General features: G+C 73.1%; 11 protein-coding genes. 1 reads left to right on the top strand and 10 read right to left on the bottom strand.

Annotated features, from left to right (window positions below; genetic code table 11):
- Window positions 1-4 precede the first annotated feature (4 nt).
- The 6 genes from ACFWZ2_RS17950 to ACFWZ2_RS17925 form a co-directional block, all read right to left on the bottom strand.
- Entirely contained in the window at window positions 5-1,195 is a 1,191-nt protein-coding gene (locus ACFWZ2_RS17950; protein ID WP_384546648.1) for an acyl-CoA dehydrogenase family protein, read from the bottom strand.
- The gene (locus tag ACFWZ2_RS17945) at window positions 1,192-3,090 is read right to left on the bottom strand and encodes an acetyl/propionyl/methylcrotonyl-CoA carboxylase subunit alpha (protein WP_384546646.1); all 1,899 of its coding nucleotides are present in this window, start codon (window positions 3,088-3,090) and stop codon (window positions 1,192-1,194) included. The genes ACFWZ2_RS17950 and ACFWZ2_RS17945 overlap by 4 nt, the downstream gene beginning before the upstream one ends.
- Before the next feature lie 10 nt (window positions 3,091-3,100).
- A complete protein-coding gene (locus tag ACFWZ2_RS17940) occupies window positions 3,101-4,705 on the bottom strand; it encodes an acyl-CoA carboxylase subunit beta (protein ID WP_384546644.1) in 1,605 nt (534 codons plus the stop codon).
- Window positions 4,702-6,429: an acyclic terpene utilization AtuA family protein gene (locus ACFWZ2_RS17935; RefSeq protein ID WP_384546642.1), complete on the bottom strand. Its 1,728-nt coding sequence runs from the start codon at window positions 6,427-6,429 to the stop codon at window positions 4,702-4,704. The genes ACFWZ2_RS17940 and ACFWZ2_RS17935 overlap by 4 nt, the downstream gene beginning before the upstream one ends.
- The gene (locus ACFWZ2_RS17930; RefSeq protein WP_384546640.1) at window positions 6,426-7,226 is read right to left on the bottom strand and encodes a TIGR03084 family metal-binding protein; all 801 of its coding nucleotides are present in this window, start codon (window positions 7,224-7,226) and stop codon (window positions 6,426-6,428) included. Before ACFWZ2_RS17930 ends, ACFWZ2_RS17935 begins: the two co-directional genes overlap by 4 nt.
- A gap of 369 nt (window positions 7,227-7,595) precedes the next feature.
- A complete protein-coding gene (locus tag ACFWZ2_RS17925; RefSeq protein ID WP_384546638.1) occupies window positions 7,596-8,615 on the bottom strand; it encodes a DMT family transporter in 1,020 nt (339 codons plus the stop codon).
- 238 nt (window positions 8,616-8,853) lie between these two features.
- On the opposite strand from ACFWZ2_RS17925, the gene ACFWZ2_RS17920 reads away from it, so the two are divergent.
- Entirely contained in the window at window positions 8,854-9,741 is an 888-nt protein-coding gene (locus tag ACFWZ2_RS17920) for a LysR family transcriptional regulator (protein ID WP_384546636.1), read from the top strand.
- Here the strand turns inward: ACFWZ2_RS17920 and ACFWZ2_RS17915 are convergent.
- The 4 genes from ACFWZ2_RS17915 to ACFWZ2_RS17900 form a co-directional block, all read right to left on the bottom strand.
- Window positions 9,738-10,652: a C40 family peptidase gene (locus ACFWZ2_RS17915; RefSeq protein ID WP_384546634.1), complete on the bottom strand. Its 915-nt coding sequence runs from the start codon at window positions 10,650-10,652 to the stop codon at window positions 9,738-9,740. The two genes, ACFWZ2_RS17920 and ACFWZ2_RS17915, sit on opposite strands and share 4 nt — an antisense overlap.
- A gap of 50 nt (window positions 10,653-10,702) precedes the next feature.
- Window positions 10,703-11,989, bottom strand: coding sequence for an SPFH domain-containing protein (locus ACFWZ2_RS17910; RefSeq protein ID WP_384546632.1), 1,287 nt, complete (start codon window positions 11,987-11,989; stop codon window positions 10,703-10,705).
- A 183-nt stretch (window positions 11,990-12,172) separates the two neighbouring features.
- The gene (locus tag ACFWZ2_RS17905; RefSeq protein ID WP_384546630.1) at window positions 12,173-12,439 is read right to left on the bottom strand and encodes a hypothetical protein; all 267 of its coding nucleotides are present in this window, start codon (window positions 12,437-12,439) and stop codon (window positions 12,173-12,175) included.
- A gap of 126 nt (window positions 12,440-12,565) precedes the next feature.
- Entirely contained in the window at window positions 12,566-15,409 is a 2,844-nt protein-coding gene (locus ACFWZ2_RS17900; RefSeq protein WP_384546628.1) for an FAD-binding and (Fe-S)-binding domain-containing protein, read from the bottom strand.
- Window positions 15,410-15,446: the final 37 nt, after the last annotated feature.

Below are 15,446 nucleotides of genomic sequence, written 5' to 3'. Positions count from 1 at the left end.
CTCCTCAGTACGACTTGGGCAGGCCGAGGGTCTGGTGGGACACGTAGTTGAGGATCATTTCCCGGCTCACCGGCGCGATCCGCGCCACCCGCGCGGCCACGATGAGCGAGGCGAGCCCGAACTCCTTGGTGAGGCCGTTGCCGCCGAGGGTGTGCACGGCCTGGTCGACGGCCTTCACACAGGCGTCGGCGGCGGCGAGCTTGGCCATGTTGGCGGCCTCGCCCGCGCCGGTGTCGTCCCCGTCGTCGTAGAGCCTGGCGGCCTTCTGCATCATCAGGCGGGCCAGTTCGATCTCGATGTGGGACTGGGCGAGCGGGTGCGCGATGGCCTGGTGGGCGCCGATCGGGGACTTCCACACGCTGCGTTCCTTGGCGTACCCGGTGGCGCGGTGCAGTGCGTAGCGGGCCATGCCGAGGGAGAAGGCGGCCGTCATGATGCGCTCGGGGTTGAGCCCCGCGAAGAGCTGGAGCAGGCCCGCGTCCTCGTCGCCGACGAGCGCGTCGGCGGGCAGCCGTACGTCGTCGAGCACGAGCTCGAACTGCTTCTCCGGGGCCTGGAGTTCCATCTCGATCTGCCGCCGCTGGAAGCCTTCGGCGTCGCGCGGGACGATGAACAGGCAGGGCTTGAGGTTGCCGGTGCGGGCGTCGGAGGTACGGCCGACGATCAGGGTGGCGTCGGCGATGTCGACGCCGGAGATGAAGACCTTGCGGCCGGTCAGGAGCCAGTCGCCGGTGTCGGGGTCGCGGCGGGCCGTGGTGGTGATGCGGTGCGAGTTGGAGCCCGCGTCCGGCTCGGTGATGCCGAAGGCCATCGTGCGCGATCCGTCGGCGAGCCCGGGCAGCCACGCCCGCTTCTGCGCCTCGGTGCCGAAGCGGGCGATGACGGTGCCGCAGATCGCGGGCGAGACGACCATCATGAGCAGGGGGCAGCCGGCGGCCCCCAACTCCTCCAGGACTATGGAGAGTTCGGCGATGCCGCCGCCCCCGCCGCCGTACTCCTCGGGCAGGTTCACGCCGAGGTAGCCGAGCTTGGCGGCGTCCGCCCACAGTTCGTCGGGGTGTCCTTCGCCCTGGACGACGCGGGTCATGTAGTCGCGGCCGTAGCGCTTGCCGAGTGCGGCGACGGCGGCGCGCAGGGCCTGGTGCTCCTCGGTTTCGAGGACGGTGCTGCGAGCTGTGCTGCGTGCGGTGCTCATACGGACTCTTCCTCCTGTACGACTCCGTTGGAGTCCTGTACGACGGCGAGCAGCGCGCCGACCTCGACCTGACGGCCGGGGGCGGCATGCAGGGCGGTGAGCGTTCCGGAGGCGGGGGCACAGATGCGGTGCTCCATCTTCATGGCCTCCAGCCAGATGAGGGGCTGCCCGGCGGTGACCCGCGCCCCTTCGGCGAGTCCCTCGGCGACGCGGACGACGGTGCCGGGCATCGGGGCGAGCAGCGAGCCCGGCTCGCGGCGCGCGGTGGGTTCGGGGAGCAGGGGCAGCGCGGTGAGGGCGGTGACGCCGCGGGGGGTTCCGACGTAGACGCGGTCGCCGTCGCCGTCGCCGTACCGCGTGATCGTGAACTCCCGTCGTACGCCGTCGACTTCGAGTACGACGCGGGCGGAGGTCGCGGTGACGACGCGCACCCCTTCGGCGGTGAGACCGGCCCTGGTGTGGTCGTAGCGGACCTCGTGCTCGGTGCCGTCGGGCTCGGTGCGGTAGCGCTTGACGCGGGTCTGTGAGCGGAGGTTGCGCCAGCCGCCGAACCGGGAGCGGCCGTGCGCGTCGGCGAGCGCCGCGGCCAGCGGGGCGTGCGGGTCGGGTGCGGCGGCCGCGAGGTCGGCGAGGTGCCGGTCGTAGAAGCCGGTGTCCATCCGGGCGCCGGTGAACTCCGGGTGCCGCAGGGAGCGTACGAGCAGGTCGCGGTTGGTGACGGGGCCGTGCACCTCGGCCCGCTCCAGGGCGCGGGACAGCGCCCGCAGGGCCTCGGCGCGCGTGAGGGCGTGCGCGACGGCCTTGGCGAGCATGGCGTCGTAGTGCACGCCGATGGTGTCGCCCGCCGCGTACCCGGTGTCGAGGCGCACGCCGGGCACGGCGATGCGGTGCAGGGTGCCGGTCTGCGGGGCCCAGCCCGCCGCCGGGTCCTCGGCGTAGAGGCGGGCCTCGACGGCGTGCCCGTGCGCACGCGGCGGCTCCTCCTCCAGCGCGTGGCCCTCCGCGACGCGGATCTGCAGCGCCACCAGGTCGACCCCGAACACGGCCTCGGTGACGGGGTGTTCGACCTGGAGGCGGGTGTTCATCTCCAGGAAGTGCGCCCGGCCATCGGCGACGAGGAACTCCACCGTGCCCGCGCCCCGGTAGTCCGTGACGCGGGCGGCGCGCACGGACTGCGCGTGCAGCTCGCCGACGAGCTCCGGGGACAGCCCCGGCGCCGGTGACTCCTCGATGACCTTCTGGTGGCGGCGCTGGAGCGTGCAGTCGCGGGTGCCGAGCGCCCACACCGTGCCGTGTGCGTCGGCCATGATCTGCACCTCGACGTGGCGCCCGCCCTCGACGAACGGCTCGACGAACACCTCGCCGTCCCCGAAGGCGCTCGCCGCCTCGGCCCGCGCCGCCGCCAACTCCCCGTCCAGCGCGGCCAGTTCCCGCACGACGCGCATACCGCGCCCGCCGCCGCCCGCCGCCGCCTTCACCAGGACCGGCAGATCGGCCTCGGTGACCTCCTTGAGCGGCTCGACGCCCATCAGTTCCTTGGCGCGCGTCTTGGACGCCATCGCCTCGATCGCCTCGGGCGGCGGACCGATCCACACCAGGCCCGCGTCGAGGACGGCGCGCGCGAAGTCGGCGTTCTCGGAGAGGAAGCCGTAGCCGGGGTGGACGGCGTCCGCGCCCGCCGCCTGCGCGGCCTTCACGATCAGCTCGCCGCGCAGATACGTCTCGGCGGGCGACGCCCCCGGAAGCCGTACGGCACAGTCCGCCTCCCGTACGTGCAGGGCGTCCGCGTCGGCGTCGGAGTGCACGGCGACCGTGGCGATGCCGAGCTCCCGGCAGGTACGGAAGACACGGCAGGCGATCTCGCCCCGATTGGCCACCAACAGGGAAGTAATCATGGGGAGTTCCTCACATCCGGAAGACGCCGAAGCCGCCGCGCGCGCCCTCGTAGGGGGCCGTGTGGATCGCGGACAGGCACAATCCGAGAACGGTGCGGGTGTCGCGCGGGTCGATGACCCCGTCGTCGTAGAGCCGCCCCGACAGGAACATCGGCAGCGACTCCGACTCGATCTGCTGCTCCACCATGGCGCGCAGCGCGGCGTCCGCCTCATCGTCGTACGGCTGCCCCTTCGCGGCCGCGGACTGCCTCGCGACGATGGACAGCACCCCGGCGAGCTGCTGCGGCCCCATCACCGCCGACTTGGCGCTCGGCCAGGCGAAGAGGAAACGGGGGTCGTAGGCGCGCCCGCACATGCCGTAGTGGCCCGCGCCGTAGCTCGCGCCCATGAGGACGGAGAGGTGCGGCACCTTCGAGTTGGAGACGGCGTTGATCATCATCGCGCCGTGCTTGATGATGCCGCCCTGCTCGTACTCCTTGCCGACCATGTAACCGGTCGTGTTGTGCAGGAAGAGCAGCGGGATGTCCCGCTGGTTCGCCAACTGGATGAACTGCGCCGCCTTTTGGGACTCCTCACTGAAGAGCACGCCCTGCGCGTTGGCGAGGACGCCGACCGGATAGCCGTGCAGCCGCGCCCAGCCCGTGACGAGGCTCGGCCCGTACAGCGGCTTGAACTCGTCGAAGTCGGAGCCGTCGACGACCCGGGCGATGACCTCGCGCGGGTCGAACGGCTTCTTCAGGTCGCCGGGGACGATGCCGAGGAGCTCGTCCTCCTCGTACTTGGGCGGCACGACCGCGACCGGGTCCGGATCGGCGTACGCCTTGCGCCAGTTGAGGCGCGAGACGACCCTGCGGGCCTGGCGCAGCGCGTCGTGCTCGTCCTCGGCCAGATAGTCGGCGAGGCCCGAGGTGCGGGCGTGCATCTCGGCGCCGCCGAGCGACTCGTCGTCGCTCTCCTCGCCGGTCGCCATCTTCACCAGCGGAGGCCCCCCGAGGAAGACCTTCGCCCGCTCCTTGACCATGATCACGTGGTCGCTCATGCCGGGGACGTAGGCGCCGCCCGCCGTGGAGTTGCCGAAGACGACGGCGACGGTGGGGATCCCGGCCGCCGACGACTGCGTGAGATGTTTGAAGAGGGCGCCGCCCGGGATGAAGATCTCCTTCTGGGACGGCAGGTCCGCGCCGCCGGACTCCACGAGGTGGATCGACGGCAGCCGGTTCGCGTGCCCGATCTCATGCGCCCGGAACGCCTTCTTCAGCGTCCACGGGTTGCTCGCCCCGCCGCGCACCGTCGGGTCGTTGGCAGTGATCAGGCACTCCACGCCCTCGACGACGCCGATCCCCGTGACCATGGACGCGCCGACCGGATAGTCGCTGCCCCAGGCCGCCAGCGGGGACAGCTCCAGGAACGGCGTGTCCGGGTCGAGCAGCAGCTCGATGCGTTCGCGCGCGAGCAACTTCCCGCGTTTGTGGTGCCGTTGGACGTATTTCTCACCGCCGCCCTCAAGGGCCTTGGCCTGCTCGGCGTCGAGCTCGGCGAGCCTGGCCAGCATGGCCTCGCGGTGCTCGGCGTACTCGGCGCTCGCGGGGTCGAGCGCGGAGGCGAGGACGGTCACAGGAGTACCTCCGGTATGTCCAGGTGGCGGGCGCGCAGCCACTCCCCCAGGCCCTTGGCCTGCGGATCGAAACGGGCCTGCGCGGCGACGCCCTCGCCGAGCAGCCCCTCCACGACGAAGTTCAGGGCGCGCAGATTGGGCAGGTCGTGCCGTACGACGGTCAACTCGGCGGTCTCCGGGAGCAGTTCACACAGCCGCTCCACCGTCAACTCGTGCGCCAGCCACCGCCACGCCTCGTCCGTCCGCACCCATACGCCGATGTTCGCGTCGCCGCCCTTGTCGCCGCTGCGGGCTCCGGCGATCAGGCCTAGGGGGGCGGGGCGGGTGGGGCCTGGGGGAAGGGGGGATGGTGGGGCTTGGTCCGGTGGGGGTGGGGCTTCGGGTGCGTGGGCACCCGTGTGGCCTTCGGCGATCGTTTTGCGTTGTCCGTCCGGCAGGACCGCCACGTGTCCCACGGCGTCCCGTGCCACGTACGCCGCCTCGAAGACCCCGTACGGCGCGCCCCTCCCCGGCGGGGCCATGACGTGGAAGCCGGGGAAGCTGCCGAGCGCCAGCTCGATCGCGGCGCCGCTCAGCGCCCTGCCCACCGCCTCCACGTCCGCGTCCCGCACCACCAGGCGCAGCAGCGCGCTCGCCGTCTCCTCGGTGGCCGCGTCCTCGCGGTCCGTGCGGGCCAGCTCCCAACGCACCTCCGCAGGGCGGGACTTCGCCCGTTCGAAGGCGTCCTCCAGCTGCGTGCGGACCAGTGCCGCCTTGGCCTCGATGTCGAGGCCCGTGAGCACGAACGCCACCTCGTTGCGGAAGCCGCCGAGCCGGTTCAGGCCCACCTTCAGCGTGGGCGGCGGCGCCTCGCCCCGCACCCCTGACACCCGTACGCGGTCCGGGCCCTCCTGCGCGAGCGTCACCGTGTCAAGGCGCGCGGTCACGTCCGGGCCCGCGTACCTCGCCCCCTGCGTCTCGTACAGGAGCTGCGCGGTGACCGTCCCCACGTCCACGAAACCGTCCGTGCCCGCGTGCTTGGTGATCACCGCCGAGCCGTCCTCGTGCACCTCGGCCAGCGGGAAGCCCGGGCGGCGCAGGTCGCCCGCGGCGGCCCGCTCCGCGAAGAAGGCGTAGTTGCCGCCGGTGGCCTGCGTTCCGCACTCCAGGATGTGGCCCGCGACCACGGCGCCCGCCAGCCTGTCGTACTCCGTGGGGCCCCACCCGAAGTGCGCCGCCGCGGGGCCGGTGACGAGCGCCGCGTCGGTCACCCGTCCCGTGACGACGACGTCCGCGCCCGCACGCAGGCACTCCGCGATTCCGGCGCCGCCCAGGTAGGCGTTGGCGGTCAGTGCGCCGGGGAAGCGGGCCGTGAGGTCGTCCCCCTCGACGTACGCCACCCGCGCCGCGATGCCCAGCCTGTCCGCCAACTCCCTTACCGCGTCCGCCAGTCCGGCCGGGTTCAGCCCGCCCGCGTTCGCCACGATCCGCACGCCCCGCTCCCGCGCGAGCCCCAGGCACTCCTCCAACTGGCGCAGGAACGTCTTCGCGTAGCCACGCCCCGGGTCCTTGAGGCGGTCACGGCCGAGGATCAGCATGGTCAGCTCGGCCAGGTAGTCGCCGGTGAGGACGTCGAGCGGGCCTCCGGTGAGCATCTCGCGCATGGCGTCGAAGCGGTCGCCGTAGAAGCCGGAGGCGTTGCCTATCCGGAGTGGGGGCGGGGGTGAGGTCGGGGGCGGCGTCATCGGGTGGGCTCCTCGCGCGGGCTGCGGCCTGGTCCCGGTGGGCCCGCGAACGCCTGCGCGATGTCCAGCCAGCGGTCCGCGTCCGGGCCCTCCGCCCGTACGGCGAGGTCGGCGCGGTGTGCGCGGCGCGTCACCAGGAGGCAGAAGTCCAGCGCGGGGCCGCTGACCCGCTGGGGCGCGTCCTCGGGGCCGTACGTCCACACCTCGTCCGTCACCGGCGAGGTCAGCTCCACGCGGAACTCCTCCGTCGGCGCGGTCAACCCCCTTACGGCGAAGGCGAAGTCGCGCGCCCGTACGCCGATGCGCGCCACGTGCCGCAGTCTCTCCGTCGGCTTCCTCGTCACGCCGAGCGCGTCCGCGATGTCCTGGCCGTGCGCCCAGGTCTCCATGAGGCGGGCGGTCGCCATCGAGGGCGCGGCCATCGGCGGTCCGTACCAGGGCAGTCGGGTGCCCGCCGGGGCCTCGCTCAGGATCCGCCACAGCTCGTCGCGGCCTGCGCGCCAGCGGGCCAGCAGCGTGGCGGGGTGCAGGGTCGCGCCTTCCTCCGCTCCGTCGTCCACGAACGAATCGGGGGCGGTGGCGGCCTTCGCCGCCTCGGTCGCGAAGGCGGCGGGGTCGGTGGCGGCCAGGAGGGCGGCTCTGTCGGTCCAGGCGAGGTGGGCCACCTGGTGCGCGATGCTCCAGCCCGGGGCGGGCGTCCTCAGGCCCCACCGGTCGTGCGGCAACTCCCCTACGATCCGGTCGAGTTCCTCACTCTCCCGGCGCAGGTCGACGAACACAGGCAGAACTTCGGACACGGGGCGCTCCTATCGGGGCACGGTGGTGTGCCTGGAGCATGCCAGCGCCTCCCATAAACAAGCAAGCATGCTTGCATGAGTTTCGGCCGGGGTCTTCGCCTTGGGTTCGGCTGTGGGGCGGGGCCGCGGGGGTATGTGCGTACTCGCTATCCCGGGGTTGACGCCCCGGTCAGTGCTTGCCGCCAGCGTGGGTCAAGGTGCTCCGTGCGCACATACCCCCACGTCCCCTCGCGAGCGTTTGCGGCTGCGGGTTCGTCCCACTGTGGGCAATCGTGCCGCTGGGCGGCACGGGTGGGCACAGCCCACGGTGCCGGGGGTCGCTCACGGAGGCGTAAGGACGGAGCAGGCCGGGCGCAGCCCACGGTGCCGCTAGTGCGTGGGGCCCGGGACGCGTTCCGGGGTCGGGGTCGGGGTCGGGTCCAGGGGCGCAGCCTGCGCGGGCGGCACCGTGGGTGCGGGCTTGCGGACGCGGCCGCCCACCTGCGACCGCACCGCCCCCATGCTCGCCGCGATGACGAGCGAGATCGCCAGCGCCTCCGTGAGGGCGAGGGCCTGTCCCAGGATGAGGAAGCCCGCGATCGCGGCGATCGCCGGTTCGAGGCTCATCATGATGGCGAACGTGGACGCGGGAAGCCGCCGCAGCGCGAGGAGTTCGAGCGTGTAGGGCAGCACGGACGACAGCACGGCGACCGCCGCGCCGAGCGCGAGGACCTCCGGCTTGACCAGTTTCGACCCGGACTCCACGAGGCCGAGCGGCAGGAAGAGGACGGCCGCCACGGCCATGGCGAGCGCGAGCCCGTCGGCCTGCGGGAACCGCCGCCCCGTACGCGCGCTGAAGACGATGTACGTCGCCCACATCGCACCGGCACCGAGCGCGTACGCGACACCGACCGGGTCGAGGCCGCTGAATCCGCCCCCGCCGCCGAGCAGGAACACACCGCCGAGTGCGAGCCCGGCCCAGATCAGGTTGACCGCGCGGCGCGAGGCGAGGACGGAGAGCGCGAGCGGGCCGAGGACTTCCAGCGTGACGGCGGGGCCCATGGGGATGCGGGCGACGGACTGGTAGAAGAGCCCGTTCATGGCGGCCATGGCGATGCCGAACGCGACGACCGTGCCCCAGTCGGCGCGCGAGTGGCCGCGCAGCCGGGGGCGGCAGACGATGAGCAGGACGAGCGCCGCGAAGGTGAGCCGCAGGGCCACGATGCCGAGCGCGCCGGCCTTCGGCATGACGCTCACGGCGATCGCCCCGCCGAACTGCACGGAGATGCCGCCCGCGAGCACGAGCCCGACGGGCCCGAGGGCGCCCCGCCTGCCGGTCGCCGCCCCCTGGTCGGTACGCGACACGTTCACTTCTGAGCCTTCCGTCCGCCGGATCACCCGGCCCGCCATCAGTGCAATCCTCTGGACTTCACCGTCCAAGCTAGTGGACTACGACAGGATTGTGGAGCCCTTTTGCTGCTGTACGCAAGGTCTGTCCATATGGCGAAGGTACGGCTCTCCGCGCGGCGCGTGAAATGCCGATTGCGCTCCCGTTATGCTCCGCAGGCATGACAGGTCGGGCGGGTTGGACGGGCGTGAGCAGTGTGGTGTGCGGGCAGTGCGTGGCAGTGGGCGGCGGGAGCGGCTCGTGAGCAGCCCCGGTCGTTCAGGGCTCCGCTCCCTCGAACTGCGTCATCTGCGCTGCTTTCTCGCCATCGCCGACGAAGGCAACATCACCCGCGCCGCCGCCCGCCTCCGCATCACCCAGCCCGCCGTGTCCCGCACGCTCGCCGCGCTGGAGGAGGCACTCGGTTCGCGTCTCGTGGACCGGTCCACCCATCACCTCACGCTCACCGCGGAGGGCAGCGCCTTCCGGGACAAGGCCGCCGTCGCGGTCGCCGCGTTCGAGGACGCGCTGGACACGGGGCGTTCGGTGCGCCGTCCGCTGCGGCTCGGGCACGCCTGGTCGGCCGCGGGGCCGTATACGACGCCGCTCCTGCGCCGCTGGCGCGCCACGCACCCCGACGTACCCCTGGAACTCCTGCGCATCGACGACCGTACGGCGGGGCTCGCCCGCGGCGCCGTCGATGCCGCGCTGCTCCGGGGGACCGTCGACACCCCGGGGCTGGTCACGGAACTTCTTTATACGGAAGGGCGGGTGGCCGCCGTTCCCGTCGACAGTCCGCTGGCGTCCCGTGCGCGGCTCGCTCTCGCGGATCTCGCGGAGCACACCGTCGCCCTCAACACGGTGTCGGGCACGACCACCCCCGACCTGTGGCCCGCCGACGCCCGCCCGGGCGCGATGATCACCGTCGCCAACACGGACGACTGGCTGGCCGCGATCGCCGCGTCCGGCGCGGTCGGTGTCACCTCCACCGCGACGGCCGACCTGCATCCGCACCCCGGCGTCGGCTATGTCCCGCTGCCCGACGCCCCGCGGATCCCGGTCTTCCTCGCCCGCCGCGACGGGCCCCCGAGCCACCCGTCCCTGCACGCCCTGTGCGCCCTCGCGGGCGAGGTCACGGGCCGGGGCTAGCGGACCCGGCCGTACATGTTCGGGTTGTACCAGCTGAACGACGAGACCCGGACGTTCTTGCCGGGCCGCGGGGCCTCCAGGTACTGGCCGCCGCCCAGGTAGATCGCCACGTGGTGGATGCCGGACGAGCTGCCGTTGCTGCTCCAGAACACCAGGTCGCCGCGGCGCAGCTGGTCGCGCGAGATCGGGCGGGTGGCGCGGTACTGGGCGTCGGCGACCCGCGGCAGGCTGATGCCCGCCTGCCGGTAGGCCGCCATCACCAGGCCCGAACAGTCCCAGCCGTGCGGGCCGTTGCCGCCCCACACGTAGCGGTCGCCGAGGTGCGACATGGCGAACGAGATGGCGGCCTCCGTGCCGTGCCGGCTCGGCGTGCCCGAGCCCTGGCCGCCGCCCGCGTGCCCGGATCCCCCGCGGTGGGGTGCGGGCTTCGCGGTGTGGCCTCCCGAACGGCCGGTGTAGCGCTCGTACTTGTCCCGGTGGCTGGTCCAGTACCAGTGCCCGGCCTTGTTGTACCAGTACACGCGGTCGGTGGCGTCCCAGCCCTGACGGCCCCGGAAGGTCGGCTCGGCGGAGGCGGAGGAGCGGCGCGAGGACGTGCTCTTCGGCGTCTTGTGCGCGCCCGTCTTCCCCGACCGCGCCAGGTACTTGTCGTAGTGGGACGTCCACCGCCACCAGCCGGTCGCGTCCTTGTACCAGTACTTGGCACCGTCCCAGCCCGCGTGGCTCGGCGCGGGTTCGGCGGACGCGGTGCCCGACGCGCCGCCCACGAGGACCGCCGCTCCCACGGCGGCGACCAGGGCGCCGCGCACACCGCAGCGGTGCCCGCTCTCGCGGGCGGCGGACGGGGCCGCGGCGCAGTGTCCGCACGCGCAGTCGGCGGGTATCTCCTCGGTGAATCGGGGTGTCTGCACTTCGGCCTCTCCTCGGTACGTCGGGTTCTGCGGCGCCCCCCTGCGTCCGCTCAGTGGGTGTCGACGGCGTTCCCGCGCGCCGTGTAGAAGGCCACGGTCAAGTCCTTGACCAGGGCCTTCCGTTCGTAGTCGTCGAGTGTGACGAGCCCCCGCTCGGTGAGCCGCCGTACGGTGTCGTCCACCGCGTCGAGCACCGAGGTCAGCACGGTGTCCCGGTGCTTGGCGTCGATGGCGGCGATCTGCCTGCGCTGCATCGCGGCGGCCACCTCGGGGGCGTACTCCACGCGCGTGGGCCGCGCCGAGAACACCTCGATGCCGACCGCCCTGCACTCCGCAGCCAGCGTGGCGCTCAGCGCGTCGCCGACGGCCTCCGCGTCCCGCAGCGTCGGCACGTCGTCGGCGGGCTCCCGGAACGAGTCGGCGGGCAGCCTGGACGCCACCCGCGCGGTCACCGCCTCCACCTGCTCCCGCAGATACGCGGTGTGGTCGTCGACCGTGAACAGCGCCCGCGCCGCGTCCTTGACCTGCCACACCACGAGGACGACCACCCGCAGTTCGACGCCCTGCGCGTCGACGGCCGTCATCGGTTCGCTGCGCCAGTGCCGCAGCCGTACGTCCACGCGGCGCCGCAGCATCAGGGGGCTGATCCAGACGAGTCCCGTGCGCCGCACGCTCCCCCGGTAGCGGCCGAACAGCGACAGGGTCCAGGCGCTGCCGACCCGGCCCCTGGTGAGCCCGCCGAGCGTGAAGAGGGTGACGACCCCGCAGCCGCCGACCGCCGCCCACTGCCAGGCGACGAGCCCGTCGTGGGGCGGGTCGGGCAGCGAGAGGAATTCCGTGAGCCGTGCGGGGAGGAGTCCGCCCGACCAGATCAGGGCGGCCGCTCCGGCGAGGGACAGGAGCGCCACGAGCAGGGCCCACCAGCCGGAGCAGGCGGGGCCGCGCCGTTCGACGAGATCACGGTCGGGGCGGGGCGAGGAGCCCGGCGCCTTCTGCTGGTTCCCGGTCTGCTGCTGGTTCGGGGGCTTCTGCTGGTTCTGGTGCGGGGTCTGCTGCTGGTTCTGGTGCGGGGTCTGCTGCTGGTTCGGGGTCTTCGCCGCTCCGGGTGTCTTCACCGGATGCGCCGCCGGGAGCGTCTTCTTCGGCGGCTTCGCGAGTTCGGCGGTGTCCCCGCGGAAGAGCAGATCCATCGGTATGGAGTCGTGGCGATTGCGTACGACCAGGGCGCGGGCACCGGCGCCGTCCCCCGCGCCTGCCGGTTCATCGGGCCCTTCGGGGCCCTTCCGCTGCTCGGGTTCCTTCGGCTCTTCCGGCACGGGCACAACCAGACTTCTCACGGGCGCAGGACAGCTGACGCCTCGACAGATGATCATGAACCATCCTGATCCTGCCTCAACCGGACAGCGGACCTCACCCGCAAAGGTCCCTTCCGCCAGGGACTTTGGTCCCGAATCGACCGGCGGACGGGCCTTCGGCGCCCCGAGGGGGGGAGAGGAGCGCCGAGGGCCCGGGCCCGGTGGTTAGCGGCCGACCTGCGCGCCCTGGAGGGCGTTGGTCTTGCTGGCGAGGTCGTTCTGCGTCTTCAGCTTGTCCGCGACCTTGGTGAGGCCGGCGATCAGAACCTGGGCGTTGATGTCCTTCAGCGGGTTCTTGACCTCGTTCTTGGACACGGTGTTCGAGTCCACGAGCTGGTTGTCGTCGCCCGCGGGGGCGGCGACGGCCGTCGACGCCGCACCCAGCACCAGCGCGACTCCGGCGATCCCCGCGGCAGTCTTGGCCATCTTCATGGTTCGTGTTTCCTTCCGGCAACGTGCTCCACGGGGCGCGACGGTCACGCCCCGGAGTGCCGCTGCGGCACTCGCATCACGCTGACGTCAGAGGCAACGCCCCAGCCCGGCAGAGGTGTTGGGGCTTCACCTCTTCGGCCCAGGGATCCCCTCCGCGAGGACCTCCGCCAGATGCCTCCCCCGCACCCCCGCCAACTGCCCCAACTGGGTCCGGCAGGAGAAGCCGTCGGCGAGCACCACGGCGGCACCGGCGGCGCGCACCGCGGGCAGCAGTTGCTCCTCCGCGCAGGCCGCCGACACCTCGTAATGCCCCTGCTCGAAACCGAAGTTCCCGGCGAGCCCGCAGCAGCCGCCGCTCAACTCGCCGGTCAGTCCAGCCTTTGCGCGAAGGCGCCGTTCGGCCGCGTCGCCGAGGACCGCGTGCTGGTGGCAGTGGGTCTGGCCGACCGCGGGGCGGTCGACGCGGGGCGGCCGCCAGTCGGGGGCCAGTTCCTCCAGGGCCTGTGCGAAGGTGCGGACCGCGGCGGCGAGGCGGTGGGCGCGCGGGTCGTCGCCGAGGAGTTCGGCGAGGTCGGCCTTGAGCGCCGCGGCGCAGCTCGGCTCCAGGACGACGACCGGCGTCCCCGCGTCCAGGAGCGGGCCCATCCGGTCCAGGGTGGTGCGCAGGACGGTGCGGGCGCGGTCGAGCTGGCCCGTCGAGACGTACGTCAGGCCGCAGCAGACGCCGTCCGGCGGCAGCGCGACGGTGAGCCCGGCGTCCGCGAGGACCCGCACCGCGGCCCGGCCCACCGACGGCGCGAGGTGGTCGGTGAACGTGTCGGGCCAGAGCACGACGTGCGGGGCGGCCGGGGGCTGCTTCCTCGTGTTCCCCGTGCGCCGCCACCACTGCCGGAACGTGCGCGGCGCCACCTGCGGGACCGACCGCTCGGGCGCGATCCCGCCGAGCCGTTTGCCGAGCGCCGCCAACGGGCCGATCCCGGCAAGGGCGTTGACGAGCGGGGCCGTGCGCGTCGCCGCGACGGCGCGCAGCCAGCGCGGCAGCCACCCCATCGTGTAGTGGGCCGCGGGCCTGCGCCGTCCCTCGTAGTGGTGATGCAGGAACTCCGCCTTGTACGTGGCCATGTCGACGCCCACCGGGCAGTCCGAGCGGCAGCCCTTGCAGGACAGGCAGAGGTCGAGGGCGTCCTTGACCTCGGTGGAGCGCCAGCCGTCGGTGACGACCTCGCCCGCGAGCATCTCGTGCAGGAGGCGGGCGCGGCCGCGCGTGGAGTGCTCCTCCTCGCCGGTCACGCGGAAGGACGGGCACATCACCCCTGTGGGTGAAGTCGCCGTCGACGTACGGCACTTGGCGACGCCCACGCACCGCCTGACCGCCGCCGTGAAGTCGCCGCCGTCCTGCGGGTAGCCGAAGGCCACGTCGACGGGTTCGCGCGGCAGCGGGGCGAAGCGCAGGTTGGTGTCGAGCGGGGCGGGGCGCACGAGCATGCCGGGGTTGAGCAGTCCTGCCGGGTCCCAGATGTCCTTCACGCGCCCGAAGAGGGCGATGAGTTCGGGGCCGTACATCTTCGGGAGCAGTTCCGCGCGGGCCTGTCCGTCGCCGTGCTCTCCGGAGAGCGAGCCGCCGTGGGCGACGACCACGTCGGCGAGTTCTTCGGAGAAGCGGCGGAAGCGGGCGATGCCCTCCGTGCCGAGCAGGTCGAAGTCGATGCGGACATGGATGCAGCCGTCGCCGAAGTGTCCGTAGGGGGTGCCGCGCAGGCCGTGTTCGGTGAGCAGGGACCTGAAGTCCCGCAGATACGCGCCGAGTCGGGCCGGTGGCACCGCGCAGTCCTCCCAGCCGGGCCAGGCCTCGCTGCCGTCCGGCATACGGGTCGCGGTGCCGCTGGCGTCCTCGCGCACGCGCCACAGCGCCCGCTGTCCCGCCGGGTCCTCGACGACCACGGCGTCAAGGGCGTCGGCCGCCCGCACGATCGCGTCGGCCTGCGCGCGGGCCTCCGCGGGGCTCGCGCCGCCGGTCTCCACGAAGAGCCAGGCGCCGCCCTTGGGCAGGCCGTTGGCGCCGCGGACGAGGTCGGCCGCCATGCCCTCGACCGTGAGGGGGCCGTGCGGCAGAAGCCCGGCCGCCGCTTCGGCCGCCGCGCTCTCGTCGGTGTATCCGAGGACGGCCAGTGCCCGCGCGCGGGGTGCTTCGACGAGGCGTACGACCGCTTCGGTGAGGATGCCGAGCGTGCCCTCGGAGCCGCAGAACGCGCGGGCGTGGTCGACGCCGCGTTCGGGGAGCAGTGCGTCCAGGGCGTATCCGGAGATGCGGCGCGGCAGCTCGGGGAAGCCGGTGCGCAGGAGCGCCAAGTCGCCGTCGACCAGGGGGCGCAGGGCCTCGGGGGCGCCGTCCCAGCCCTGGCCGATGCGGTGGGTCCCGCCCCTGCCGCTGACGACCGAGAGGCGGTGGACGTTGTCCGCCGTGGTGCCCCAGGCCACCGAGTGGGAGCCGCAGGAGTTGTTGCCGATCATGCCGCCGAGGGTGCAGCGGCTGTGTGTGGAGGGGTCGGGGCCGAAGGTCAGGCCGTGCGGGGCGGCCGCGGCGCGCAGGTCGTCGAGGACGAGTCCCGGCTGGACCACGGCCGTGCGGGTCGCGGGGTCCAGGGAGACGAGGCGGTTCATGTGCCGGGTGAAGTCGAGGACGACGCCGACTCCCGTCGCCTGTCCGGCGATCGAGGTGCCCGCGCCGCGCGCCACGACGGGAACGGACCGTTCCCGGCAGACGGCGAGTGCCGCGGCCACGTCGTCGGCGTCGCGCGGGGCGAGCACCGCGGCGGGCACGCGGCGGTAGTTGGAGGCGTCCATGGTGTGCAGGGCCCGTGCGGTGACGGAGAGGTCCACCTCGCCGCGCACCGCGGCGCGGAGGGCTCGTCCAAGGCCGCCGGGATCGTCGTCGCGTTCGCTGCCGCGGCCACCGTCGAGATCGCTCATGCCGTCCAGGATGCATCCGCGGGGGCCCGGTGCGGCC

It is taken from the genome of Streptomyces sp. NPDC059002 (genome assembly GCF_042740435.1).
GTDB lineage: Bacteria > Actinomycetota > Actinomycetes > Streptomycetales > Streptomycetaceae > Streptomyces.
This window is presented reverse-complemented; position numbering and strand designations above follow the sequence as displayed.

What these genes read in the sequence shown, in the direction of transcription:
- ACFWZ2_RS17945 (WP_384546646.1), bottom strand. Translation starts at nt 3,090, where the DNA reads ATGATTACTTCCCTGTTGGTGGCCAATCGGGGCGAGATCGCCTGCCGT.
- ACFWZ2_RS17925 (WP_384546638.1), bottom strand. Translation starts at nt 8,615, where the DNA reads ATGGCGGGCCGGGTGATCCGGCGGACGGAAGGCTCAGAAGTGAACGTG.
- ACFWZ2_RS17905 (WP_384546630.1), bottom strand. Translation starts at nt 12,439, where the DNA reads ATGAAGATGGCCAAGACTGCCGCGGGGATCGCCGGAGTCGCGCTGGTG.
- ACFWZ2_RS17935 (WP_384546642.1), bottom strand. Translation starts at nt 6,429, where the DNA reads ATGACGCCGCCCCCGACCTCACCCCCGCCCCCACTCCGGATAGGCAAC.
- ACFWZ2_RS17950 (WP_384546648.1), bottom strand. Translation starts at nt 1,195, where the DNA reads ATGAGCACCGCACGCAGCACAGCTCGCAGCACCGTCCTCGAAACCGAG.
- ACFWZ2_RS17900 (WP_384546628.1), bottom strand. Translation starts at nt 15,409, where the DNA reads ATGAGCGATCTCGACGGTGGCCGCGGCAGCGAACGCGACGACGATCCC.